Raw genomic sequence first — 20,831 nt, 5'->3', positions numbered from 1 at the left:
CGATTAAAGGGAGTCGTCCGGGATCAGTCCCGGACGACGAGGTTGGGAAGGGCCCCACGAACGTCATCGATATCGATGTCCTCCGGCACGACCAGTTCGTGGAAAGTGATTGCAGCCCAGCGCTTGCAGACGCTGACGCGCTTAGGCGAAGCACCCGCTGTCCCCTTTATGTTTGGGCCATCGAAGACTCCAATCGCGACTTCGGAGCCATCATCGTTGGTCGGATCCCACGCGACGATCAGGTTGTCGGCGGTGCGCTCGGCGACGATGGTGCAGGCCGCGAGATCGACAGTGGCGTCTGCACGACCACCGTCGTAGGACATCTCGCCGCTGTCCTGCATGAGGTACTGCCCGGCGCGCTTGGGTTCGGTGAACATGTTTGTCTACCTTCTATGTTGCGCCAGGGGCGCGTTGCGTTGGCGTGGGGGCGAGATCGCCCCCACAATGATTACCGGCGGGCAGCCCGCTCGGCGGCACGACGACCGCGATTCGAATTGGCCCAGGTGAGTTCGTTGCCCGTGTCGCCACGATTGCGACCATCGAAGGTCTGGCCGGTGCCGGAGCGCGATGCAGTGGCGTTGAGCACGAAGCTGCGAAGCTCGGCATGGCTTGCGCCAGTCGTCTTCATGTCGTCGAACTCGCCGCCCAAGCCGTATTTCGCGGCCACGCTGCGGAGCTGAGTGAGCTCTGCGCCGGCTTTCTTTTCAGGAGGGCTCGAGCGCCCAAGCGCCTTTGCGACAGCCGAGCGAACAAGAGAGCGGACAGAGGTATCGCCGCCACCGGCAGCCGCCTCTTCATCTTCCTTCTTCTTGGCTTCAGCCTCGGCCTTTTCGGCAGCGGCCTTTTCCTCGTCCGTCATCTCCACGATTTCGCCCTCGGCCCGTGCGGCTGTCAGGGTCTCTTCCACGATCTGTGGAGTCGCTTCCGCGATCGCGGCTGCGACGATCTCTTCGATGGTCGCTTCATCGAGCGTGGTGTCGTCACTGCGCTGCTGGGTGCCAGCGGGTTTTGCCGCCGCAGCGGAGCGCTGCACGGTCTTTGGCTTCGGAGCCATGTTCTGTCCTTTCAAGGAAGTTTCGGATCGCACCAAGGCGTGCGGGTCGGCGGGAACGCTGACGAGGGAAACCTCGAGCAATTCCGATTTCGTGTGTGTCAGCAAAGGATGCTGACCGTCGCGCAGCTCAAGCGTCGACTCGATTGGCCGGTATTGGCATGAGATGCAGCCGACGATGCCGTCAGCCAGGTCCTGAACCAAGCTGTCGAGCTCGGAGCGGGACGACATCTTCACATCGACGACGACGGCATTACCGACGTCATCGCCCAGGTCCTCGACGCGGGCCTCAAGCACGACGCCGAGGTTGGCATCGCGGTCCCAGGAATTGTGATTGTCGAGGAACTGCATGCCCGACGCGACACGATCGAAACCCATGCCGGCGATGTCGAGCACTTCCTCGACGACGATGTACGCGTCGAGATCGTCGTCCCACACTTCCATGATGCGCCCGGCGCCGGTGGCAACCACAGCTGTCAGCGTGCGCGCATCAACATCGACCGAGCCAGCTTGAACGGTGCGCTGCACTGGCAGCGTTGTGCGAACCGGACCTTCAACGAATCGGCGCACAGTGTCGTCACCCGAGGGGTGCCGGTTGCTGCGGACGGTGCGTGGTTTGGCCTTGGCCATGCGATCCTCACGTAGAAGGGCGTGCGCCCAGTGTTCATGGGAGGATCAGATCAAGGCTTGCGAGAAAGAAGGGCGGTAGCGGCAGGAAATATGGCCGGACCGCGCGTTTTGTTTTATTGCTGACGCCACAGCAAAGGGGGAAGACATGGCAGAAGAGATGAGGCTTACGAAGCTTGAGCGGATGATGCTGATCAACCAGCTCCGGATACTAGAGGCACTCTATCCTGATGAAGCTCCAGAACTCAGTCGTCAACGTGAAGCCTTCGAGCGAGGCTACGAAATCCTCTACGCTTGGGACACCGACTACGTCTATGACGGCGATGATGTGATGACGGCCGAGGAGTCTCGGGAGGTCTGGGACACCATGGACATGTTCGACGCCATCAATCGCGCAACGTCGGATGAGTTCGTCAACCCCGACTCCTCCTTCACAAAGTTCGCTGGCTACGATGGCAACAACGAAGGCAAGTTCATGGGCTTTGCCCAGTTCACCGTCGAGCGCCTCCGTCGGTTCGAATACCTGCCCATGCTCAAGCCAGGGTACTGGAACTCCCACATGCCCATGCGCGACATCTATGGTCGGATGCTCGAGGCGTGGAAGCAAATCCCGGCAGAGCAACGGTCTGACATGACCGCTGAACAACTACAGCAGGTCCTCGCTGCGGCGGTCCATCCGGAGAACCGGTGATGGAAATCGCCGGATTCATAATTTCTATCATCGGTGTGGGAATATCGGCTTGGGCGCTCTGGCAGGCTGACTATGCCAAGAAGGCTGTGGACAGAGTGATCCTCAAAGGCGATGAGCAGCGCGATCGCGACAAGGCACGCGAATTGTCCAAGATCCTGGGCCAAGCGAAGTCTGCGGCTCTTGGCCGCCGACGAACAGCATCACGACCCGCATCTGCTGGGAGAGATATGCAGAGCGATCTCCACATGCTTGAGCAAGCGCAAGACGCCTTGGCAACAACCAAACTTGTGAACGACGCGTCTATTTCCTCCGACCTCGACGTTGCCGCCATGGAGCTCAAGGCCGCGTTGGTGGCTATCCACCAGAATGGCAAAAGGGATGGTTGGGAAGACGCCTTTGGGGCGCTGCAGGTGGTGATACCGAAAGTGGAATTGTTTGAGCGCGATCTCGCGAGGAAGGCGCTACAATGAACCTTGCGTATTTCCTTCGGGAGCGGACGCGCATCATACGGCTCTTCTATGATCTGGGGCAGCTTCCGTTCGAACAGCGAAAGCAGGATATCGAAAAGGGCGAGGGACAATGGGAGCCGCCTCCATTCGATCCAGACTATGACAGCCCCGAGCCTGCCTATCTCGAAGAATGGATTGATACTGAGCACGCCCGAGAACTCGTCGGAATGCTCTCCATCTCGCTCCTGTCCGACTCGTTGAAGATCTATTTCAATGAGCTGGAGCAGGAGATTGGGATCGAGTTTCCACGCGACAAGGATCGAAAGACCCATTTCAAGCAAGGTTTTGTCGAGGGATATCGTCAGATCATCGAGCACGTCATGGGCGACGCTTACCAGACATGCACAGTCCGCTTTGATCTGATCGAGCAGGTTGTTTTGGCGCGCAACGACATCGCGCACAACGACGATATCCACTCGTTTCACGGTAGCCACAACACCCGAACGCTCGAGAAGCACCCGAACCCGTTCTTCATCTCAGATGACGCGAACTACGACCCCAACAATACTCTCCCGTGGCGACGCCTCAAGATCGAAATCAGCCGGGAACGGCTGATGGAAGCGATCGAAGAAGTCGAAAAATTGGCCGATTGGGTGCAGGAGAACGATGCCCGGATTTGGCAATGGCGCCGTGGCGTTCCAAAAGACAGCTGAATGCAGTTCACCTGGCTGGCAAATTGCTATTGAAGGAGATAGCTCCAAAAGATCGCGAGCACGCTAGGGATGAGGATCACCGTTCCCACTATCTTGCGCCAGAAACTCCGCGCTTTAGCCCGGCGCCCACTGAGGCCAACCAAGAACTCGACCCGTCTGAATAGCAGCCAACGCAAAGCCAACGGGATCGCTAGCATAGGAACGCTGACCACAATCACTCTGACATTTGGATCGGTGTTCGGAAATAGTGCCTGAGCTAAGAAGGGTCCGACGGTGAGAACGGCGACCATCAATGCGAATTCGAACCAGCCCCTGTAGATCGGCCAGTACCAAGGACGTAGTGACTGCACGCGCCCTTTGATGCGGGACGCCAGTGTCTCAAGCTTAAGAGGACTAAGCGAACCTGCCATAGACATTTCTCCAGGCCCATATTTAGAACTGATCGAGAGGGAGAAGATTGGCAAGCTCATGCTGTCCGAAGACACTGAAACCGATTCGATCAAGCTGGTTTCGATAAGAGGTATTTTCTCCAAGGATGCGACATCCGCCTTTTTGAAGGAGAACCCACCACTAAGCCGAACCTCAAATGCGAGTGGTTTTTCCGCAAAAGGCTGCACCTGCTCCGCTACGAAATGTAAGAGATCCAGGTTGATCGCGTAGGCATCTTTGAACGCGTGCCTATATGAAAGATCCTCTAGTTGTTCGTCAGTCTCTGCCATTGATGATCTGTTCCCCCTCGGCGTCAGATCGTCAAGATCAACGTTTTTCCCAGTGGAGGCAAATCGTTATTTCTGCATCGTTTTCTCGTTCGTCGGTCGGGACCGCTGTGCCGCATCGTCATCCGATTTCGCAAACAGCTCGGCTTCTAACAGCTCATCCTTGGCGACTTCTGTCTTGATGATATCGCCAGCGTCACCCTCATTGAGCGCGGCCACGCGTGCATCGGCCTTCGCCTGCGCACGATCGACTTTGCGCGCATCGAGGCCGAACAGCTCGCCAACCGCATTGTCCCGATCCATCAAGCGCTTCTCGATCGCGAGCGCGTAAGCGTTGAACTCTTGGAAGAGGTTTTGATACCTCTTCGCCGGCCAATGCCAATCATGCTTGTACCATTCGCGCTGCGGCACGCCCTCGGGTGGCTCCCAGGCTCCAGACAGATATGCGCGATCGACGAAGCGACGTGCCAGCCGCCGCCAAACTTTGTGCTCATCGGTTTCCCGGTCGACATCGATACGCCGGCTGATCGAGAGGGTCGCCGCACGATGGGTGCGATCGGATGCGTTTTCCCAATCGCTGGAGACCTCCTGGTAGAGCACGCCCATGACTGCAGCAGCCGTGCGCTGGCTCATCTTCATGAAAGCTTCGTACGTGTTTCCGGTCTCCGGCGGCGAGGTGAAATCGACCTCGACACCATATGGCAAGACGTTGAACGCGCCGGGCTCGACCAGGATCTCGCTGACCCAATCATCGAGCTCTTGCTCCCCAGGCATGCGCGCTCCACCGGCGGCGCGATCGGTCTGCTTCGCCCATCCGGTAAATAGAGTGGATGAGATCATGCGGGCCACGGTCGCGTTCTCGAACTTCATCGACTGGATCTGCCGGACAATCGATGGCGCGATAATCGGGATGCCGCGCAAGGATGAAAATTCCGATTCATCGAGAAGGTGGCAAACGTCAGTTATCGGAGTGCGCACGCTCGGTGCCCACCGCGATGTCATATGCATATTGTGCGGGTGATAGGGGAGAACCCACACTGCCACGGGAGCATCGTGCTCATCGATCTCGATGCCGGAAATAATACGATTGCCGTTCGTGGCATTGAAGCGATTATCAAAAGCATCGACGTGATCGAGCTCGAGCCCCTTAATCGAGAGCGGCACGACACGATCGTCGTGCATCGGCTCATCATAGATCTGCAAGAACGATTCACCGGAGCTCCAGACGTTGCGACGGAGTTGGCGGGCGATACTGCCGAAGCTCATCTTCTTGCGTTTGTCGCAGTCTTCGATCCACTCTTCCCAGAGATCATTGAGCGCTTTGAATTGAAACTCGGGCCAGGGCCCAGTGCCCACAGTCGCGTCGGCACGGATATCCAGGCCGCGACGGATAAAGCCGTCGTTGCGATCAAGGTGCCGCGCCAGGCGCGTTAGCGGCGGCTGGTAATAACCAGTCGACTCGGGGCCGAGGGTGCCGACCTGGGGAACGCCGGCATTGGGCTTCAGGGCATCGAACGGGGTGCCGTGTGCGCCCTGGAGCATGCTTCGCGAGTAGGTCGTCATGGCACCGGTGATGCGCCGCACATGCGTGCCGACCTGTTTGTCGATGGCAGCCTCGCGTGTCGCGACAGCGCGTGATTGTTTCCCAGCCATCAGTCCCTCATCTTGTAATAGACCAAGCGCCCGCGATTGCGCGCAAGGTGCCGATATCCAAGACGCGTGCCGAGTTCGTCATAGAGCGACTGCAGCGTAATCCGCTGCTCCCCTGGCTGCGTCATCTGAACCATGCCGCCGCCGGCGTAGGAGGTCGTCGCGATACCGCCGGCCAGATCCTCTTCGATAGCCCGGATCGCGTCCTTAAGTTCGTCGTCTGTCCAAAGCCGAAACATCAGAACATCGAACTCCTCTTCGACCGACGCGATCCCTTGCGCTGAAGGCTGCCGTATTCCGGAACGGACTGCTGATGAATAACGGCAGCAGTCGTCTGCCCACGCGGCTGGGCACGATCGGTCGTCTGGGGAGGCTTCGATTTCCGTGCGGGTACAAGCCCGCGTTCTTCCGATTTGTCTGACATGAAGCTCCGGTCCGGTCCTGGATATTCGGCCACATCCTCGTCAGAACCCCTTGCGCTTTTGAAGGGCGAGTCGGTCACGCCGGCGATGAGGCGGTCGATTGCAGGGTATTCCTGCTGCGCTCGGATCTGTGCGGCGTACGCGTACACAAAGCAGTCCCAAGGCTCGCCTGTTGCCCCGCCCTTCTTCAGCCAGCGCAGCGGCCCACCCTTGCGCTCGGGTCGCAGCTCCTCGTTGAGCAGCCCAGCGAAATAACTCTGGTTCTCCCGGATACTTTCGGGAAACTCGACGTATCTCGGGCCCGGCGTCTGGACGCGGAGCAAGCGATCCAGGTGGTCCTTAGCGGGACGCAGGTTGAGCCAGGTGAACTCGTCACCCGTGCGGGAGCTCTTGCCTTTGCGCGACATGATAATCGGCGCGTTTGGATCGTTAGATTTCGATCCACGCACGACGTGAATATCATTCCATCCCAGCTCGACCCGCGATTTCACATACGCGATCGCGGCATCCTGAGCGTGGCCACCGTCAATGAATGCGGTGGCATAGGGGACTTCGGATCCGTCACGGCGTCGGAGTGTGAACCCACACAACAACTCATCGAGTTTCGCAGCCGATTCGCCCACGAACGGTTCGCCCTCAAACGGCACCACACGGTGGAACAACATGATGGGCTTGTTGCCCACGCCCCAGCCCCAAGCCGTTGCTTCGTAGCGCTGCGGGGCCTCCAGGCTGCCGTCGCTGTTCTCTTTGTTGCTGCCCTTCTGAACATCCACACCAAAGGTCCAATCGATGGCCTCGTCAGGGAGTTCGGCTTCGTACGGGCGACAGTGCGAGGCGAGAACGTGCGGCTCCAGGATGACACTGTGGCGATCCTCATGTGGTTCACCGAGCGACAGGTTTACGAAGGGCTGCAGATCGCCACTGCGTTTCGCCTGCAGGAAGCGATCGACAATCACCGGCCAGGTCGACTTCGGGTTAAACCCGTATGCTTCCCAAATGTGATACCCGCGCACGCCCTTGCGGCGACCGGCCCGGGTCACGCGCCACTCGCCCTGATCATCCATCACCGCTTTGTCGTCCTCACGCATGCGGTGCTTGGGGTTGTGTCGGCACTGGTAATAGACGTCGACGACCTCGCCGAGCTCGTTGGTCTCCCACTTGAAGCCGTGCTGGGCATCCTTCGATCCCCATTCGAGGTACTGCATGCCACGATCGGGGTGACCATCGGCGCAGCAATCCAGGCACGGCCAGAAATAGCGGCGCTGCTCAGCCTGGTCCCAAATCTTCCAGAGACGCGATGTCTTCAACTCGGTCGGCGTGCCGCCCATGATGAGGACGGAATTGGGATACGAATCGAGGCGGCGCTCGGCCTGGGTCGCCTTGTCACCCTGACCACCCTTCGCGGCGGGCGCATATCCATCGGCATCGAGCTCATCCATGATGCCCAGGAAGGCCTTGAAGCGACGAAAGCTGTCGTCCTTCTTGGCGCCGATCAGACGGATCGCCGCGCCGGTGATCAGGCGCATCTTGTTCCAGCGATCCATGATCCCGCCCTTGGTCGGGATCCGTTTCAGGGACGCAAGGCTGCGCGACGCTGAAAGCAAAGGCGCGAGAAAGTCATCATGGAATTCCTGAGCGTCGGCGCGCACCGGCTGCGATAGGAACGTGTCGTACTTGCGATGTGCGGCGACGTAGGCCAACAGACATGCCGCGAGCAACGAGAACCCGACACGCGCCGACTTTGGCACAACCACCTGGCGAACGCCGGGCTCGAACGGCGCGGTGACGAGTTCACGCTGATATCCGTAAAGGCGAATGAAGCCGCCCTGATCGGAAAGCTCTGACGAGAGCTCGCAGTTGGCCTCGATCCATTCATCTGCCGGCACGATCGGGACCGGCTTGAGGATCGCCTTGCGGGTCTCGCGCATCATCGCGCGGAGCCGCTGCCGGGAATACGGCAACAGCTTTCGCAGCTCGTCGAGAGGAATACCGCTATTCGTCGTCGTCATCGTCACCACCGTCGGCGAGGCGATCCAGGGCCGCATCGATGTAGCGATCAAGCAACCCCTGGATACGCACCTGATCCTTCGGGTTGATGTCGCGCGCGGCCTTGGCTGGGATGGCGCGAATCTCCTGAGCGAAGCGACCAATCTCCTCGTCGCGGGCCTTTGCGACATCGACGGCGAACACAAGGCTGTCCTGGAGGACGCCGACGTTGAGCTCCTTCTCGACCGCGCGACCGCGCTTATACCGTTCGTCGAAGTCGAGCATCTCGCCGTCGACGCCAGTATTCGACAGCGCTGCAGCTACGGCGGCCCGGCGCGTGGTTTCGATGCGCCATTCGACGACGGCCTTCACGTCGAAGACCCATCCTTTTCCGGCGCCATCCTTAGGGTCGTGGACGGACGGGCAAGGATTGTCCGGCGTCTTCACCCAGCGCGTGATTGCCGATCGATCCACTCCGAGAAGCTGGCCGAGGGCATGCATCGAGACGAGGCGATCGCCATTATTGCCGGTTGGTGGACGACCAGGTCCACCACCACCTTTGCCGTTGCCGCGCTTCTTGCCGCCGGGAAACTCGGTCACGTTGCTCATGCGATCGAACTCCGCAGCATCCGCAATAATCCGCGAGTTTGCCTTCCCCTATGGGGAAGGCAGCCAACGCCATTGTTGTTGTTGCGGTGAGATTCAAATTTTGGAGGTAGAAAACGTATGTGGCCAAGCCACACCCGCATATATAGGGGGTACCCCAGGGGACCCCTGTCGGCGAATGTGGTGGTTTCGCAACACCTTAGGATGCCCATCAGCGCCCCCGATCCCGCAGCCACTTGAGCTTGCTCTGCAGCTCCAGGCTCATGAGCGTCGAGTAGTCGTCGCCAGCGCGTGCAGCGTTCTTCTCCCAGAACTCCCGCAGGATAGGCTGGTGCGTGGTCTCGCGTGCGGCATAGATAAGGAGACGCGGTGCGCTCTCGTTGACCCAGCGCCCCGCACGCTTCACCCGCTTCGGACGCATCCAGAACCCCGGCAGCCCTTTGTTGCCGTTGATCACCGGCTCGCCAAAGAACACCCCCCCGTAGTTCGCTTTCTTGCGGGTTCGCTTGCGCTGTGTTGTTGCTCGCTTCCGGGAGGGGGTGTTGGCATGCTCGCGTCCCGAGACCACGCCAGCCTCACGGCGCAGGCGCCCCATCGTGCTGGAGGGCATGTTGCCATACTTATCCGGACGGATCCCGATCTCGCCCAAGCTCTTCCACCGCGGCACGGCGATGTAGTCTGTAGACGGGCCAACATCACCAGGGCGGCGGGTGCGCTCGCCCATGAGGTACTTAAGCACGGCGCTCTGGTCGGGGAGCATGTATATCTCGGAGAAGCTATTGCTCCAGTCACCGGAAGAGTATGTCGCGCGCTTGTATCTGATGCCACGCAGCGTCCAGGCCTTGGGCCGATCGATGACCTTATGTGCGTCACGACGGAATGCGTTGACAGCGGTCTTGGCCACCTCATCCAACACAAACTTGTTGGCGCGTGCAAACGTATCGGGGATCTCACGCTCAAAGCGCTGCTCCCATGTGCGGATGATCCGCGGGTCGATACTGATGTGGAGACCAAAGTTTGCCATGGCGCGAGGATGCGCCGGTGGTCTTGTGAAAAAGAAGGGCAGCGCGGTGGCTGCCCTTTCAAGTCACAATTCCTGGTTCGCCATCGGATGATGGATGACTGCGCTATATATAGTGCCTCCAGGCGACAGTCACAACAAACGCATGGGCTAAAGACAAGAATTCCTTACGCTTTCTTGGCCGCGTGATGGCGTTTGAGGGAGTAACGGGGGTGTTGGCGTATTTGAGTGGTGACGCGTCACACATCGTCCATGAGATCGAGAATATCGTCGAAAGATGTCGACCATTCGCCACCGCCTTTCGTCGGGCGCCCGTGTTCAGCCCGATCTCGAGGGCGTAGGCTCGGTATCCAGTAAGGGTCTTCGTGCTCAGGGCGATGAACAAGGCGGTCTGCGACGGCCTGGGCAGATGGTTGCACAGCGTAACCCTCACGCTCCAAGATCACGCGAGCAGTCTTCATCAGCGCAACGATCGATAGGCCGCCGTCGAGCCCATCCAGTTCTCGCCGAAGGGCGCCTGTTTTCGCCAGCCAGAAACTCATGGCTTCGCTCAGCGCGGCGTCGACGACACGTGGCTCGGGTGACCCTTCTTTCTTCTTTCGCTCTCGGTAGCGTCGTGCGCGCTCAGCTGCATTACGACGCTGGCGGGCCGCTCGTTGGGATCGTGTCTCTTCGGGCATCGGTACCTCCATTGTCGGTATGATCGTGGAGGCGGCAGCAAGGCACAATCACGCCCGTCACGCCGATTGCCGTCACGCTATTCACTCCCGTGTAGGACACACGGCAGGCACTCGACGGCATCAGGGGGGCTTCTCTGACAATCTGGAGAGGGACGCTACACAAGACGTTTTCAGAAGGTTTGAGGGTGGTCGAGGACCACGTCCGTGTAGGACACAGGGGTAGTCATCGGTCGGCACAGGCGATGACCTCCGCTTGAATGACGCGTAAAGAATTGGTTTGCCCTTGAAAGGCGCTGCGGAGAGGCTGGAGGGCAACCGCGACCCTCCCGCCGAAACTTCTCGCCGAGCAGCCGCGACCCACCTCCAGGGCCAATTCTGACCGTCCTGCATTTGGACGCGTGTTCGGAGTCCAGCCGTTAAATAATGGAAGCGGGATAAGCTCCGAAGGGAGCGGTCCGCGCAGCGGGCCCGACCGCAGGAGCGCTCCTCCCCAAAATAACAGGGGTACGCTTCCGAGGCTCGGTAAGAAAATGAGACCGGGACTCATTAAAAGCTCTTCTCCGACCATCCCCTTTGCGACTCCCTGAATCGGAACCCGAACGATATCGAGTCACTGAATACGATTCCCTGATTCTTAAGAGGGAGCGCCGCACTCGCCGAGTTTATCCCGTTACGCTTTGATCTATCTGACTTTTTATGATTTATGTTACGGCAGGGTTGACGTATTCGACCGGCGACACCATTCTTTTGAGCATGGAGGTGCCGCATGCTGCCCGAAACGCTCGAAATCCCGATTACCCTTGCCGCCACGATCCAATTCGACCCGGACCTGACCGCTCGGGATCGGAGCCTTCTGCTCGCCGTAAGCTATTTGGCAGCGAGGGAGGAATATCAGGATGAGCTTGTCTCGATCCCGGATCTGCCACTTCGCCGCGCTCTCGGTGACCTGCGCCGCCTCGACGAGGGTCGCGAGGTTTCACGGTACGATCGACTTGAGAAGGGTCGCATCCGAACGGACGAGCGCGTGCCCGACCTCGAGGAGGGTGTAGACGCTCCGGTCGTGCCTCGCGGCATGCGACGTCGCCTCGTCCGCGGCGCTTACCAGTGGTCCGTCGATAATCGGATACGCACTGCGTTCGCCGTCACGCCGAGAGAACCCGTCATCGAGCTGCCGCTGGAGATTCTGCGCAGTGCTCGGTCGCGTTACACGCTGCCGATGGCGCTTAGGGCATTGGCGTGGGGCGCAGGGGAGTACGACAAGAGGTGGGTGCGCCGCAACCGTGACGGTGACGACGTTTTGATACTGCGATTGCCTGTAGAAGAGATGCGTGCGGAAATAGGCGCGGATCCGAAGACGCCACCCGTTGATTTGATGCGCCGGGAACTGGAGCCGGCGATCCGAGAGATCACCACGGTCACCGACCTGTCGTTGGAAGCCATGGCCGTCAAAGCGCCGTCCATGAGGAAGGGCGGCGGTCGTGTGAGATGGATTGATATCCAGATCGACAAAATCGCGGCCAAGCAAGTTTCGGATGCGCCAGTCTCGACGCCGCGCGCGTCGGCCCAGGTCGTCCCGCTACCTACGGATCCGGATCCGTGGGGTGATGAGGTTGAATTCTAATCAAATGCCGTCGAACGGATCCGCTGGATCGTAAGGGGTCCATGCTATGCAGACTATCAAGGAGATCAACCATGTTTGGACCCAGCAATAACAGCGACGACTTTGTCCTCGCACTTCACGCCGCTAATGTCCTTGGCAACGAACGTCGCGCTCGCGCGAATAGCGATGCCCGCACACGCCACAGTGTCGAGCGGCTCGCTCAGGCCCACCGCGCCGCTCTCAGCCGCATCGCGGATTTGGAAGCGCTACTCAAGCGCGAGCGCAGCGCCCGCATCGCCGCCGAGATGAACCTCGAGCGCCGCAGCCGCGCATAAAAAAGCCGGCGGTGGGATGCCGCCGGCCATTCCTCACTTCGAGCCACCGCGCTCAAGCGGTCTGCATCTGACCCAACTCGTTGACCACATCGCGCAGATAGCGACGGCGGGGTGCCGGGTCGGCGCGACCGTAGTCGGCGATGGCCTCGCGGTCATATGCCAGCACGCCCTTCATGCTGCTTATGCCGTGAAGGTGCAGCTCGATGGCCGTGTCGGATGCGCATGCCACACGGCACAGCATCAACCTGGGCATCGCTCGCAGCCACTCAACCACCTCGGGCGACACTGCCTCCACTTGCTCGGGTCGAACCGACCCAGCCGCCAGTGATGCAGCCAGTTGCCGAATTGCCTCCCACTCGTTCCCGGCCTTTGTTTCTTCCCGATCGGCGTCGCGAAGCGCAGCCTCGGCAATCTCAAATGGCATCTGGGGAGCCGGTGGCGATCCGATCGACACAACCCTCCGAACGAGCCTCCCGCCCTCGCGGACGAACGTCACCATCACCGTAGCCAGGGCCGCAAAAGCCGCTCTTATCATCGCAAGAAATCGCATCTGGTCATCTCCTTTCAACAATCGATAATCCAAATGATCGATTCGTTTTGCGAAAGGCACAATAACGCAGACGGATCATTCAAATTTCGAACGAATGAATTGATGCCCGAATTCTTCTGGGAAATCCCACGATGCCCAGAAATTGGGGCCTGTAGCGCATGAATTCAATGTTGACATCGAGGCCCTCACGATTTAATTGATGTTTGTCAGGATTTTTTCTTGCAATCCTGATTCGTTTCCGCAATCCTTACAGCTCATCAGCTGCGAGGATTTTTATGCGTCGACCACCTTTCCCCACCCGAGTGCCAATCCCAGTCGAGCGTCCCTCGCTGTTTGTCGACGCGCTCGTCGATCACCTGAACGAGGAAGGCGATGTGCTGGTCGGCGAAGGCCCCACGGCTGCCGAGCCGATAGTCCCCGCAGACGATGGCTGGGACGACCCCTATGGCGCACGTCTCGTCGATACATCACCTCCGGCCACCGTCGAGGTCGGCGATGACGAGCTGCCGGCTTTTCTCTTTGTCGAAACTTTTGGAGGAAAGCGCTAATGCAGTCCGAGCCCATCGTCGAACGGCGCGCTCACGTGCTTCCGCATCCCGATCGCGCCTTTACAATCGTGTCCGTCGAGCAGCGCGAAAGCGGCATCCGCGATTGCGTCCTTCTCGACATTCATGCCAAGCGCGCCGGCCAGTCCCGGCGAATGGTTCTGCATTGCCGCGGCGACATGCCGTCCGTCGGTGACAGCATCCAGCGCAAACGGCGCAGGGGAGGCATTGCCGCCGTCTGGGCACGCTCCGGAACCACCGAGATCGTGGGAGGTGGTTTCACCACCGCTGCCGTCCCCGATGTCTGGAGATAGGCCAATGTTGACTGTATCAGCCGCCGCTCTTCGCCAGCACATCATCGATGGCGAAACCTACGCTGCTATCGCTCACCGTTATGGTTCGAGCGAGGGCGCCGTTACGCAGCGCTGCCGCAGGCTCGGCGTCTCTGCACGCCAAGTCCTCGGTTACCACCGCGCTGGCAGACCTAAAGGTCGTCGCCGCATGTGTGTCGTTTGCGAGAGTGAGTTTTCGTCGACAGGCGCCGGCAATGTTGTCTGCAAGCCCTGTAAGCAGATCCACGCCGGTGAAAACTGGACGTCAGGAGTGACCCCCATATGAGCTTCCCGACCCCCAACCTTCCTAAAGATCCTTGGGCTCGTCGCTGTCGTGATCTCCTGCCGCCGGAGCGTACATTCGCTGACGAAATGCGCTCGCCGATAGCGCGCGAAATTCTCGCCTCGTTGCTCCACGACGATGACGAGCAGGCACGGATGGCTGTCGAGGGGGTGCGCACATGACACCGGCACAGATCAACGCGGTCCTCTTGCTCTGGGATGACATCACCGGCCGGCGCGTTCGCCGCGAAATCACCCGCGATGAGTACGTCACGCTGATCAGCGCTCTCGGCTTCGAGCCCGTGGATGAAGACGTCCCCGATCTCGAGACCAATTTCTTCGACGGAGACTTCTACGCACCCTAAAATCGCTCGATCAGGGCGTCCACGTGGCGCCCGCATCCGGCAATTTCGCCACCCCCACAAGGAGAAACCGATGACGTATCAGCTCACCGTCGCCAACATCCAGATGAAGCCCACCCGCTCGGCACCCGACGCACGTGGTTCCGGCGCCGCACCATCCACACCCGCTGCCCCTGCCGCCCGTAGTGCTGCTAAAGAAGATGCCGGCGACGACGATGGTGATGGAGACTCTGACAGTAGGCGCTCCCGCAAGCTCTTCCTCCGTCTCGACATTGAGACAATTCCTTCACAAGACCCGGATCTGATCGAGCAGATCAAGTCGAACAACCGCCCAACATTCCCTGACCTCGATTCGATCGAAGCCGCTGCCAATCTTGTTGATGAGCGCAAGATCAGCGCCGATCTCGAGAAGCGCCGCGCGAAAGCCATTTCCGATTACGAAGGCGCTCTTAAGAAGGCTGATGACGCTGCCGAGATCGAATGGCGCAATACGTCGAAAAGCGGCACCCACGGCCATCTCGCGTGCATTAGCTTTGCCGCCGGTGATGGCAAAATCCACAACGTCCGCAACGTTTGTCTCGATAACCTCGATGAATTTGAACTCGATTTCGACGCCGTACGCGCGGGCGAGATGGGGATGCTCGCCGACTTCTTTTCGATGCTTGATGAGGTGCTCGATCAAGAGGATGCCCGCATCCATTTGGAAGGGGGATACCACCTCAATCGAGACCCGATCATCGTCGCCCACTTTGCCGATTTCGACATCCGTTTTATCTGGCAACGAGCCATCGCGATCGGCTTCCCGATCCCGCGCTGGTGGCCCATCAACTACAATAAATATCGAGATGACCAAGTCGTCGACACCATGACGATGTGGGCCGGACACGGCAACCGCATCAGCCTCGATCGCCTGTGCAAATCCCTCGGCATCCCCGGGAAAGGGGACGGCATCGACGGCTCGAAGGTGTGGGACGCGATCGTGGATGGTCGGTTGTATGAAGTGTGCATGTATTGCGATGACGATATCCGGCGGCTGCGTTCGTGCCATCGAAAGATGCAGGGGCTGGCGCCGCTCGAGGGAGATGTCGAGCAACTCAATGACGATGGTGGTGCAGACGACGATTTGTATGAGCGCCCCAGGACTTCATTTTTGAAGCCGCACTTCACGTTCTTCGATGCCGAAGAAGGGGAGGGTCTGTGATGTTCACACACATAAGCACCACAGTGAACCGCATAGTCATGGTCGACGGAGTGTGTTCCGTGAGCGTGACAATTGAAACGGCCAAGTTGGACAGGGGTTATTATCAGGGTCCCAACATTGAATTCGAGTTCACCATTCCTTCATACGAAATTGAGTGCGCCTACACTGAAGCGCTCGAGAGAGGATGCCGGATTTTCGAACGCTTCAACGCAAAGCTGGGAGCAGCATGATGTCGAAAACCGAGTGGCCTGACGCACCTTGCTGCGCCCCCAATTACCCCTTCGGCTGCATCTGCCCGCTGAAAGAGCGCGCCCTTCGAGCATGGATGCGAGACGACAACAGCGTCCCGCCGATGACCGAGCGGCAGCGGGCGTACTGCCTTTTCGAGATCGGGCGCGTCGAGGGCTACCGGCGCGATGATTACGTCGACTCGAGCGATGCCGAGCTCGCGCACACGACGATTGTCGCGTGGCTCGACTATGCGGCCGATAAAGGTCTGACGTCGTAATCGTCGCGTGTGACTTTCATACCTTCGGGGCATCCTACCCTCATTGCTGACATCTGGAGAGAACCATGCCCCGAACTGCTGCTGAGAAAATTGAGACTGGACTGCGGGCTGAAGAAATCGGCTACGTTGCGCCCCCCACCGAACTCGAGCCCACAGGCGTTATTGGCGAAGACGAGAAGTGGGTCGAGCTGCTCGACTTCTGGGTCGAGGAAGAGGTCAGCTGGGGTAGCGCGCTGTTGGTCTACATTTCCGATCGCTATGATGTCCCGCTCTCGGAAGCCTACTTCAATACCGACAGCTTTGCGAAGTCGATGATCGCGCGATTCGATCGTCTCGAAGACCCTGACTGCGTTGTCAGCTTCAACTGAGAGGGGATGGATTGATGCGCGTATTCTTCACCGCCGACACTCATTTTGGCCACCGCGGCATCCTCGGCATGTGCAGCCGGCCCTTCGACGACATCGATTCCCACGACCGCGCCCTGATCGACGCTTGGAATGCTGTCGTCGCCCCCGAGGATACCGTATGGCACCTTGGCGATTTCGCTTATCGGTGTGGCCCTCAGCAGACGCGCCGGATCTTCGAGCAGCTCAACGGCACCAAGCATCTGATCCGTGGCAACCACGACCACAAGGGTGAAACCCTTCGCCTGCCGTGGGCCTCAATCAACGATCTGACCGAGGTCACCGTCGACGACCAGGTCTTCGTACTGTGTCACTACGGCCTCCGCACGTGGCGCAACATGCGGAGGGGCGCCATCCACCTTTTCGGGCATTCACACAAGCGGCTTCCGGGGACCAGCCAATGCATCGACGTGGGCGTCGATAATATGTCGTACGCGCCCGTTGGGGTCGAAACCATTCGCGCCAGGTTGGCTGAGCTTCCTCAGCTCGTTTTTTTGGACGGGACTGATGAAGAGCCATCCATGACGCTTCAAACTGCAGGTCGTTGAAACATAAAGGTTTACCCAGTTGACTGCTGCGAGCGGCTTGGGTGGGTAAAAGGTATTGCGATGAAAATCTGGACACTCAGCGACCTACACATCGACGTCAATCACGCCGACGATCTCGACCTCGGTCCGCATCCCGATTGCGACGTCATCATCGTCGCCGGAGACGTTTGTGATGGCGGGTATCATGACCCCGCGCCGTGGCTCCTGAATGAGTTTTCGGACGACGAGCGAGCCAAGCTTCTTTTTGTCGCCGGAAATCACGAAGCGTATGGCCAAGGCTTGGACCTCGTCCCCGACTATCTGACCCGTCTCACCGACCGGACCGGCATCACGATCCTTCACCGGTCCGTGGTCGAAATCGGCAATCAACGATTCGTCGGCTGCCCCTTGTGGTCTGATTTCTCGCCGCGTCTCGACGAACACTGGGGCGACAAAGGCGATTTCGCTGCAGTGCCAGATCTGACGCCGGACACCTGGCGCGCTGAGCATCGGCGAGATCGCGCATGGCTGGAAGAAGTCCTCGAGCCAGGCGATGTCGTCGTGACCCACCATGCGCCGTCGTTCGAAGGGTTGGCGACGGCAATGCAGCACAACATCCAAAAAATGATGTTGTCATCGGGCTATTACACCGACCTCGAAGATTTTATCATCGACCGGCAGCCAGCCCTCTGGCTGCATGGGCACACCCACGTCACGCGCGAGTACGCTGTCGGCCAAACCCGCGTGGTCACAAACGGCCTGGGGCGGGGCCATAATCACGCTTTCGATCCCGGATACGTGGTCGAAATCGACGCCTACACGCCGCCGCCGCCAGGGTTCTAAATCAAGTGAACTCGAGTTCACTTTGCTTTCGATGTATTGGTTTCGGTGGTCAAAATTACACACAGATTGCGATTTTGTGTGCGTTTTTGTCCGTCATCCGGCAGCCCTCTTTTTCCCGCCGTCGATGAGCTGGAGACCACCCAATGCCGGCGGCAGGTCGGGCGGTGTCGGATCGCGCTCGATGTCAGGCAAATGGATGCCGCAAGGCTTTCTGTACTTCTGCGGTTTTCGGCGATCTGTCGTCCAAGGACAATCGGCTGACAAAAGGCTGAGCATGTGTGCCAAGCTAGTGTCGGCGCCGTATTTTTCTGCCAGCCGCGCAAGGCGATATTGGCCCGATCGGCGGCACAGGTTGCACTGCACCCTGACCACGACCCACGGATAATCGACGATGACGACGGGCTTCGATTTCATGCCCCGAAATTAGAACGAAACCAGAACACGGGCAAGCGGATCGTCGATGAAAGGAAAGCCAAGTAAACTCGAGTTCGCTTGGTTTAGAGCACGGTGGCGATGAGCTGAAGGGCGCCGATGACGGACATGATGATGCCCAGGATGCCGCACGCGATGAGGATACGGACGGTCCAACTCATATCCCCGTTAACCTTTTCTTCATCTTCCCGGCAACCGAGCTTGACCGGTGATGATTGTATCCGTCAACGTCGAATCATGAAGATAGACGTGCGCGAGGGATTCGTTCCCTTATTCGAAATGATATCGCAAATGGCGCATCTGGAGCATGAGCTTCAGAATGAGCCTACATCCATGCCCGCAGCTGGCGAGCAGGTGCACGACAATGCCCCTTTGCGCATCGCTGACATCATCCATTTGCCGGAATTCAGCGGCGCAATCACAGTCGGCATGATCCGCGGGGCGATATCAAGGGGAGAGCTATCGAGCGAGCGGCTCGGACGCCGCATCGTCGTCACCCCTCGATCCCTTCGTGCCTGGAGAATTCAATGTCAAAAAACCTGGGAGCGCGGCTCTACCTCAAGCCGGCCGAATACGGCAAGGACGGCAAGCTCCGGAAGCGTGCCACATGGATCATCAAAGATGGATCCCTCCGACGCGTCACTGGATGCGCTGCGCATGAGCGCGAGCAAGCTGAAAAGGCGTTAAGCGACTACCTGGCTGAGAAGCACACGTCGACGCCAACGGTGGAGCAGCCGGCTTCCGCTTGGCTAGTGACCGACGTTCTGCGCCTGTATGGCGAAGAAGTTGCCCCTAGCCACCGCAGACCGGAGAAGACGGCACTACGTCTGATCCAGCTCGGCGAATGGTGGCAGGGCAAAACCCTTGCAGATGTTACCGGTCGCACCTGTCGTCAATACGTCGAATGGCGTTGCTCCATGCCTTGGAAGTCCTCCAAACCCAAGGATGGTGAGAAGCCGAGGATGGTAACGGCACCTGGCGCACGCCGTGAGCTCGAAGACATGCGGGCAGCCATCAACTGGCATCGTAAAGAAGGCCTGTGCCGCGAAGTCGTGGAAGTGACCCTGCCGCCCAGGGCGCAGCCAGAGGAGCGATGGTTGACCCGTGAGGAGGTTGCCAAGCTGCTCAGGACGGCATGGACGCACCGCGAGCGCCAGCACGGCAAGCCGACGAAACGCCGTCCCTGGAAGCACTTGGCACGTTTCATCGTGGCTGCTCTTTATACTGGATCCCGGCAAGGGGTCATTACCGGGGCGGCGCTGACGGTCCGCGAAGGGGCAGGGTTCGTCGACATGGAGCGGGGTGTCTTTTACCGGCGTCCAAGGGGTGAGGATGACAGGACGAAGCGTCGGCCATCTATCCGGATACCGGTCCGCGCCTTGAGCCATTTTCGCCGTTGGGCTGCAGACAGGGGCGGTGACACGATCTCGAAGTCGTGGCTGATTGAATACGACGGTGAAAGGATCGGCGAGGTAAATAAAGGGTTTGCCAGCTTGGTCAAAGCCGCCGGCCTGGGGCCTGAGGTGACGCCACATACTCTGCGTCACACCGCGGCAACCTGGTTAATGCAGAGCGGCGCCGATTTATGGGACAGCGCGGGCTTCTTAGGGATGTCGGTCGCGACCCTAGAGCGGGTGTATGGTCACCATCATCCCGATCACCAGCGAACTGCGGTTGAAAATCTTGGGAGAAGGGGTCGATGATCGAGCCCTCTGCACCCATTTTACCGATTGGGGGCACTTATGCCGAATGATCTGGACGTCGCGTCACTGCGTCGCTTGTCGATAGGACTTCTGAGCGCATCGGGAGCGCTTCTCCTTGGTGCGTTGGGTCTGATTGGAGCCGGTGTGTCATCAGCAAATGTTGAATACGTCCGGGGTCTGACGGGCCCTACTGTCACACTTGGTACTGCTGGCGCAATGGCAGTCTTGGCAATGATTTGGACAGAGTTCGCCGACCATCCCAACACTCCTGAGACGGGTCATCCTCACTCGAAACCCAACTACCGACAATCGGCGACGGCCCTGTTGATGGGGTGCGGCCTTCTTAGTTTCATCGGAGGCGGATGGTGGCTGTTGCGAAGCGCAACTGCTATCTAGAGGACCAATGTCCTCTAACTTGAGAACAGACCCGGTAACGGGGTCCGTACGGGGTCCAGTTGCTAAGAACGCAAAGAGAACCGGGGCGCATGAAGCCCCATCAAAAGTGGTGGAAAGCCGGGCGTTTCGGCCATCTCTCAACCATTAGAAGACCGCTCATAACGGTCTGGTTGGGGGTTCGAGTCCCTCCGGGCCCACC

Annotated in this window: 28 protein-coding genes; 17 read left to right on the top strand and 11 right to left on the bottom strand. The window is 59.2% G+C overall.

The window, feature by feature from the left end; translation table 11 throughout:
- Positions 1–23 precede the first annotated feature (23 nt).
- Both ACN0TA_RS11305 and ACN0TA_RS11300 read right to left on the bottom strand, forming a co-directional pair.
- Positions 24–377 (bottom strand): head decoration protein, encoded by a 354-nt coding sequence (locus ACN0TA_RS11305; RefSeq protein ID WP_417582905.1) that lies wholly within the window; start codon positions 375–377, stop codon positions 24–26.
- 71 nt (positions 378–448) lie between these two features.
- A complete protein-coding gene (locus ACN0TA_RS11300; protein WP_417582903.1) occupies positions 449–1,681 on the bottom strand; it encodes an HK97 family phage prohead protease in 1,233 nt (410 codons plus the stop codon).
- Between the two features lie 145 nt (positions 1,682–1,826).
- On the opposite strand from ACN0TA_RS11300, the gene ACN0TA_RS11295 reads away from it, so the two are divergent.
- The 3 genes from ACN0TA_RS11295 to ACN0TA_RS11285 are packed head-to-tail and all read left to right on the top strand — an operon-like array spanning position 1,827 to position 3,531.
- On the top strand, positions 1,827–2,369 hold the full coding sequence (locus ACN0TA_RS11295; RefSeq protein WP_417582901.1) for a YfbU family protein: 543 nt from the start codon (positions 1,827–1,829) through the stop codon (positions 2,367–2,369).
- On the top strand, positions 2,369–2,839 hold the full coding sequence (locus ACN0TA_RS11290; RefSeq protein ID WP_417582899.1) for a hypothetical protein: 471 nt from the start codon (positions 2,369–2,371) through the stop codon (positions 2,837–2,839). Before ACN0TA_RS11295 ends, ACN0TA_RS11290 begins: the two co-directional genes overlap by 1 nt.
- Positions 2,836–3,531, top strand: a complete 696-nt coding sequence (locus ACN0TA_RS11285) for a hypothetical protein (RefSeq protein ID WP_417582897.1) — start codon at positions 2,836–2,838, stop codon at positions 3,529–3,531. Before ACN0TA_RS11290 ends, ACN0TA_RS11285 begins: the two co-directional genes overlap by 4 nt.
- Positions 3,532–3,557: 26 nt before the next feature.
- Here the strand turns inward: ACN0TA_RS11285 and ACN0TA_RS11280 are convergent, their stop codons facing one another.
- The 7 genes from ACN0TA_RS11280 to ACN0TA_RS11250 form a co-directional block, all read right to left on the bottom strand.
- Complete coding sequence (locus ACN0TA_RS11280; protein ID WP_417582895.1) at positions 3,558–4,250, bottom strand: hypothetical protein; 693 nt, start codon at positions 4,248–4,250, stop codon at positions 3,558–3,560.
- 66 nt (positions 4,251–4,316) lie between these two features.
- Positions 4,317–5,900 (bottom strand): phage portal protein, encoded by a 1,584-nt coding sequence (locus ACN0TA_RS11275; protein ID WP_417582893.1) that lies wholly within the window; start codon positions 5,898–5,900, stop codon positions 4,317–4,319.
- Entirely contained in the window at positions 5,900–6,136 is a 237-nt protein-coding gene (locus tag ACN0TA_RS11270) for a hypothetical protein (protein ID WP_417582891.1), read from the bottom strand. Before ACN0TA_RS11270 ends, ACN0TA_RS11275 begins: the two co-directional genes overlap by 1 nt.
- Positions 6,136–8,328 (bottom strand): terminase gpA endonuclease subunit, encoded by a 2,193-nt coding sequence (locus ACN0TA_RS11265; RefSeq protein ID WP_417582889.1) that lies wholly within the window; start codon positions 8,326–8,328, stop codon positions 6,136–6,138. The genes ACN0TA_RS11270 and ACN0TA_RS11265 overlap by 1 nt, the downstream gene beginning before the upstream one ends.
- Complete coding sequence (locus tag ACN0TA_RS11260) at positions 8,312–8,914, bottom strand: hypothetical protein (RefSeq protein ID WP_417582887.1); 603 nt, start codon at positions 8,912–8,914, stop codon at positions 8,312–8,314. Before ACN0TA_RS11260 ends, ACN0TA_RS11265 begins: the two co-directional genes overlap by 17 nt.
- Before the next feature lie 208 nt (positions 8,915–9,122).
- Positions 9,123–9,935: a hypothetical protein gene (locus ACN0TA_RS11255; RefSeq protein ID WP_417582885.1), complete on the bottom strand. Its 813-nt coding sequence runs from the start codon at positions 9,933–9,935 to the stop codon at positions 9,123–9,125.
- 236 nt (positions 9,936–10,171) lie between these two features.
- Complete coding sequence (locus ACN0TA_RS11250) at positions 10,172–10,612, bottom strand: hypothetical protein (RefSeq protein ID WP_417582883.1); 441 nt, start codon at positions 10,610–10,612, stop codon at positions 10,172–10,174.
- A gap of 766 nt (positions 10,613–11,378) precedes the next feature.
- Here ACN0TA_RS11250 and ACN0TA_RS11245 point away from each other — a divergent pair.
- Positions 11,379–12,233, top strand: a complete 855-nt coding sequence (locus ACN0TA_RS11245; protein WP_417582881.1) for a replication initiation protein — start codon at positions 11,379–11,381, stop codon at positions 12,231–12,233.
- A gap of 71 nt (positions 12,234–12,304) precedes the next feature.
- On the top strand, positions 12,305–12,547 hold the full coding sequence (locus ACN0TA_RS11240) for a hypothetical protein (RefSeq protein WP_417582879.1): 243 nt from the start codon (positions 12,305–12,307) through the stop codon (positions 12,545–12,547).
- A 52-nt stretch (positions 12,548–12,599) separates the two neighbouring features.
- Here ACN0TA_RS11240 and ACN0TA_RS11235 read toward each other — a convergent pair whose 3' ends face one another.
- Positions 12,600–13,097 carry a hypothetical protein gene (locus ACN0TA_RS11235; protein ID WP_417582877.1) on the bottom strand — a complete coding sequence of 166 codons (498 nt, stop codon included), beginning with the start codon at positions 13,095–13,097 and terminating at the stop codon, positions 12,600–12,602.
- A 275-nt stretch (positions 13,098–13,372) separates the two neighbouring features.
- Between ACN0TA_RS11235 and ACN0TA_RS11230 the strand changes: the two genes are divergently transcribed.
- From ACN0TA_RS11230 to ACN0TA_RS11180, 11 genes are all read left to right on the top strand, one after another.
- Entirely contained in the window at positions 13,373–13,645 is a 273-nt protein-coding gene (locus tag ACN0TA_RS11230) for a hypothetical protein (RefSeq protein ID WP_417582875.1), read from the top strand.
- Complete coding sequence (locus ACN0TA_RS11225; RefSeq protein WP_417582873.1) at positions 13,645–13,956, top strand: hypothetical protein; 312 nt, start codon at positions 13,645–13,647, stop codon at positions 13,954–13,956. Before ACN0TA_RS11230 ends, ACN0TA_RS11225 begins: the two co-directional genes overlap by 1 nt.
- A gap of 4 nt (positions 13,957–13,960) precedes the next feature.
- Complete coding sequence (locus ACN0TA_RS11220; RefSeq protein WP_417582871.1) at positions 13,961–14,260, top strand: hypothetical protein; 300 nt, start codon at positions 13,961–13,963, stop codon at positions 14,258–14,260.
- Positions 14,257–14,439 (top strand): hypothetical protein, encoded by a 183-nt coding sequence (locus ACN0TA_RS11215; protein ID WP_417582869.1) that lies wholly within the window; start codon positions 14,257–14,259, stop codon positions 14,437–14,439. Before ACN0TA_RS11220 ends, ACN0TA_RS11215 begins: the two co-directional genes overlap by 4 nt.
- Positions 14,436–14,621, top strand: coding sequence for a hypothetical protein (locus ACN0TA_RS11210; RefSeq protein ID WP_417582867.1), 186 nt, complete (start codon positions 14,436–14,438; stop codon positions 14,619–14,621). The genes ACN0TA_RS11215 and ACN0TA_RS11210 overlap by 4 nt, the downstream gene beginning before the upstream one ends.
- 70 nt (positions 14,622–14,691) lie before the next feature.
- A complete protein-coding gene (locus ACN0TA_RS11205; protein ID WP_417582865.1) occupies positions 14,692–15,819 on the top strand; it encodes a hypothetical protein in 1,128 nt (375 codons plus the stop codon).
- Positions 15,819–16,049: a hypothetical protein gene (locus ACN0TA_RS11200; protein ID WP_417582862.1), complete on the top strand. Its 231-nt coding sequence runs from the start codon at positions 15,819–15,821 to the stop codon at positions 16,047–16,049. Before ACN0TA_RS11205 ends, ACN0TA_RS11200 begins: the two co-directional genes overlap by 1 nt.
- Positions 16,046–16,327: a hypothetical protein gene (locus ACN0TA_RS11195; RefSeq protein ID WP_417582860.1), complete on the top strand. Its 282-nt coding sequence runs from the start codon at positions 16,046–16,048 to the stop codon at positions 16,325–16,327. Before ACN0TA_RS11200 ends, ACN0TA_RS11195 begins: the two co-directional genes overlap by 4 nt.
- A gap of 65 nt (positions 16,328–16,392) precedes the next feature.
- Positions 16,393–16,695 (top strand): hypothetical protein, encoded by a 303-nt coding sequence (locus ACN0TA_RS11190; protein WP_417582858.1) that lies wholly within the window; start codon positions 16,393–16,395, stop codon positions 16,693–16,695.
- Between the two features lie 14 nt (positions 16,696–16,709).
- Positions 16,710–17,279, top strand: coding sequence for a metallophosphoesterase family protein (locus ACN0TA_RS11185; RefSeq protein WP_417582856.1), 570 nt, complete (start codon positions 16,710–16,712; stop codon positions 17,277–17,279).
- 60 nt (positions 17,280–17,339) lie between these two features.
- Entirely contained in the window at positions 17,340–18,101 is a 762-nt protein-coding gene (locus ACN0TA_RS11180) for a metallophosphoesterase (protein WP_417582854.1), read from the top strand.
- 93 nt (positions 18,102–18,194) lie between these two features.
- On the opposite strand, the gene ACN0TA_RS11175 is transcribed toward ACN0TA_RS11180, so the two are convergent.
- Positions 18,195–18,515 carry a hypothetical protein gene (locus tag ACN0TA_RS11175; protein WP_417582852.1) on the bottom strand — a complete coding sequence of 107 codons (321 nt, stop codon included), beginning with the start codon at positions 18,513–18,515 and terminating at the stop codon, positions 18,195–18,197.
- 545 nt (positions 18,516–19,060) lie between these two features.
- On the opposite strand from ACN0TA_RS11175, the gene ACN0TA_RS11170 reads away from it, so the two are divergent.
- Entirely contained in the window at positions 19,061–20,236 is a 1,176-nt protein-coding gene (locus ACN0TA_RS11170) for a tyrosine-type recombinase/integrase (protein ID WP_417582850.1), read from the top strand.
- Positions 20,237–20,831 lie beyond the last annotated feature (595 nt).

This window comes from Pelagibacterium sp. (assembly GCF_048264985.1).
In the GTDB taxonomy this organism is placed as follows: Bacteria; Pseudomonadota; Alphaproteobacteria; order Rhizobiales; family Devosiaceae; genus Pelagibacterium.
Note: the sequence above shows the minus strand (reverse complement) of the source record. Positions and strands in the feature narration are given on the sequence as shown.

Bases quoted from the DNA above. Each gene is read 5' to 3' on its own strand.
- ACN0TA_RS11225 (WP_417582873.1), top strand. From the start codon at position 13,645: ATGCAGTCCGAGCCCATCGTCGAACGGCGCGCTCACGTGCTTCCGCAT.
- ACN0TA_RS11235 (WP_417582877.1), bottom strand. From the start codon at position 13,097: ATGCGATTTCTTGCGATGATAAGAGCGGCTTTTGCGGCCCTGGCTACG.
- ACN0TA_RS11245 (WP_417582881.1), top strand. From the start codon at position 11,379: ATGCTGCCCGAAACGCTCGAAATCCCGATTACCCTTGCCGCCACGATC.
- ACN0TA_RS11220 (WP_417582871.1), top strand. From the start codon at position 13,961: ATGTTGACTGTATCAGCCGCCGCTCTTCGCCAGCACATCATCGATGGC.
- ACN0TA_RS11185 (WP_417582856.1), top strand. From the start codon at position 16,710: ATGCGCGTATTCTTCACCGCCGACACTCATTTTGGCCACCGCGGCATC.
- ACN0TA_RS11265 (WP_417582889.1), bottom strand. From the start codon at position 8,328: ATGACGACGACGAATAGCGGTATTCCTCTCGACGAGCTGCGAAAGCTG.
- ACN0TA_RS11230 (WP_417582875.1), top strand. From the start codon at position 13,373: ATGCGTCGACCACCTTTCCCCACCCGAGTGCCAATCCCAGTCGAGCGT.
- ACN0TA_RS11210 (WP_417582867.1), top strand. From the start codon at position 14,436: ATGACACCGGCACAGATCAACGCGGTCCTCTTGCTCTGGGATGACATC.
- ACN0TA_RS11215 (WP_417582869.1), top strand. From the start codon at position 14,257: ATGAGCTTCCCGACCCCCAACCTTCCTAAAGATCCTTGGGCTCGTCGC.
- ACN0TA_RS11205 (WP_417582865.1), top strand. From the start codon at position 14,692: ATGACGTATCAGCTCACCGTCGCCAACATCCAGATGAAGCCCACCCGC.
- ACN0TA_RS11250 (WP_417582883.1), bottom strand. From the start codon at position 10,612: ATGCCCGAAGAGACACGATCCCAACGAGCGGCCCGCCAGCGTCGTAAT.
- ACN0TA_RS11170 (WP_417582850.1), top strand. From the start codon at position 19,061: ATGTCAAAAAACCTGGGAGCGCGGCTCTACCTCAAGCCGGCCGAATAC.
- ACN0TA_RS11290 (WP_417582899.1), top strand. From the start codon at position 2,369: ATGGAAATCGCCGGATTCATAATTTCTATCATCGGTGTGGGAATATCG.
- ACN0TA_RS11200 (WP_417582862.1), top strand. From the start codon at position 15,819: ATGTTCACACACATAAGCACCACAGTGAACCGCATAGTCATGGTCGAC.
- ACN0TA_RS11260 (WP_417582887.1), bottom strand. From the start codon at position 8,914: ATGAGCAACGTGACCGAGTTTCCCGGCGGCAAGAAGCGCGGCAACGGC.
- ACN0TA_RS11180 (WP_417582854.1), top strand. From the start codon at position 17,340: ATGAAAATCTGGACACTCAGCGACCTACACATCGACGTCAATCACGCC.
- ACN0TA_RS11275 (WP_417582893.1), bottom strand. From the start codon at position 5,900: ATGGCTGGGAAACAATCACGCGCTGTCGCGACACGCGAGGCTGCCATC.
- ACN0TA_RS11255 (WP_417582885.1), bottom strand. From the start codon at position 9,935: ATGGCAAACTTTGGTCTCCACATCAGTATCGACCCGCGGATCATCCGC.
- ACN0TA_RS11240 (WP_417582879.1), top strand. From the start codon at position 12,305: ATGTTTGGACCCAGCAATAACAGCGACGACTTTGTCCTCGCACTTCAC.
- ACN0TA_RS11195 (WP_417582860.1), top strand. From the start codon at position 16,046: ATGATGTCGAAAACCGAGTGGCCTGACGCACCTTGCTGCGCCCCCAAT.
- ACN0TA_RS11175 (WP_417582852.1), bottom strand. From the start codon at position 18,515: ATGAAATCGAAGCCCGTCGTCATCGTCGATTATCCGTGGGTCGTGGTC.
- ACN0TA_RS11295 (WP_417582901.1), top strand. From the start codon at position 1,827: ATGGCAGAAGAGATGAGGCTTACGAAGCTTGAGCGGATGATGCTGATC.
- ACN0TA_RS11270 (WP_417582891.1), bottom strand. From the start codon at position 6,136: ATGTTTCGGCTTTGGACAGACGACGAACTTAAGGACGCGATCCGGGCT.
- ACN0TA_RS11280 (WP_417582895.1), bottom strand. From the start codon at position 4,250: ATGGCAGAGACTGACGAACAACTAGAGGATCTTTCATATAGGCACGCG.
- ACN0TA_RS11305 (WP_417582905.1), bottom strand. From the start codon at position 377: ATGTTCACCGAACCCAAGCGCGCCGGGCAGTACCTCATGCAGGACAGC.
- ACN0TA_RS11300 (WP_417582903.1), bottom strand. From the start codon at position 1,681: ATGGCCAAGGCCAAACCACGCACCGTCCGCAGCAACCGGCACCCCTCG.
- ACN0TA_RS11285 (WP_417582897.1), top strand. From the start codon at position 2,836: ATGAACCTTGCGTATTTCCTTCGGGAGCGGACGCGCATCATACGGCTC.
- ACN0TA_RS11190 (WP_417582858.1), top strand. From the start codon at position 16,393: ATGCCCCGAACTGCTGCTGAGAAAATTGAGACTGGACTGCGGGCTGAA.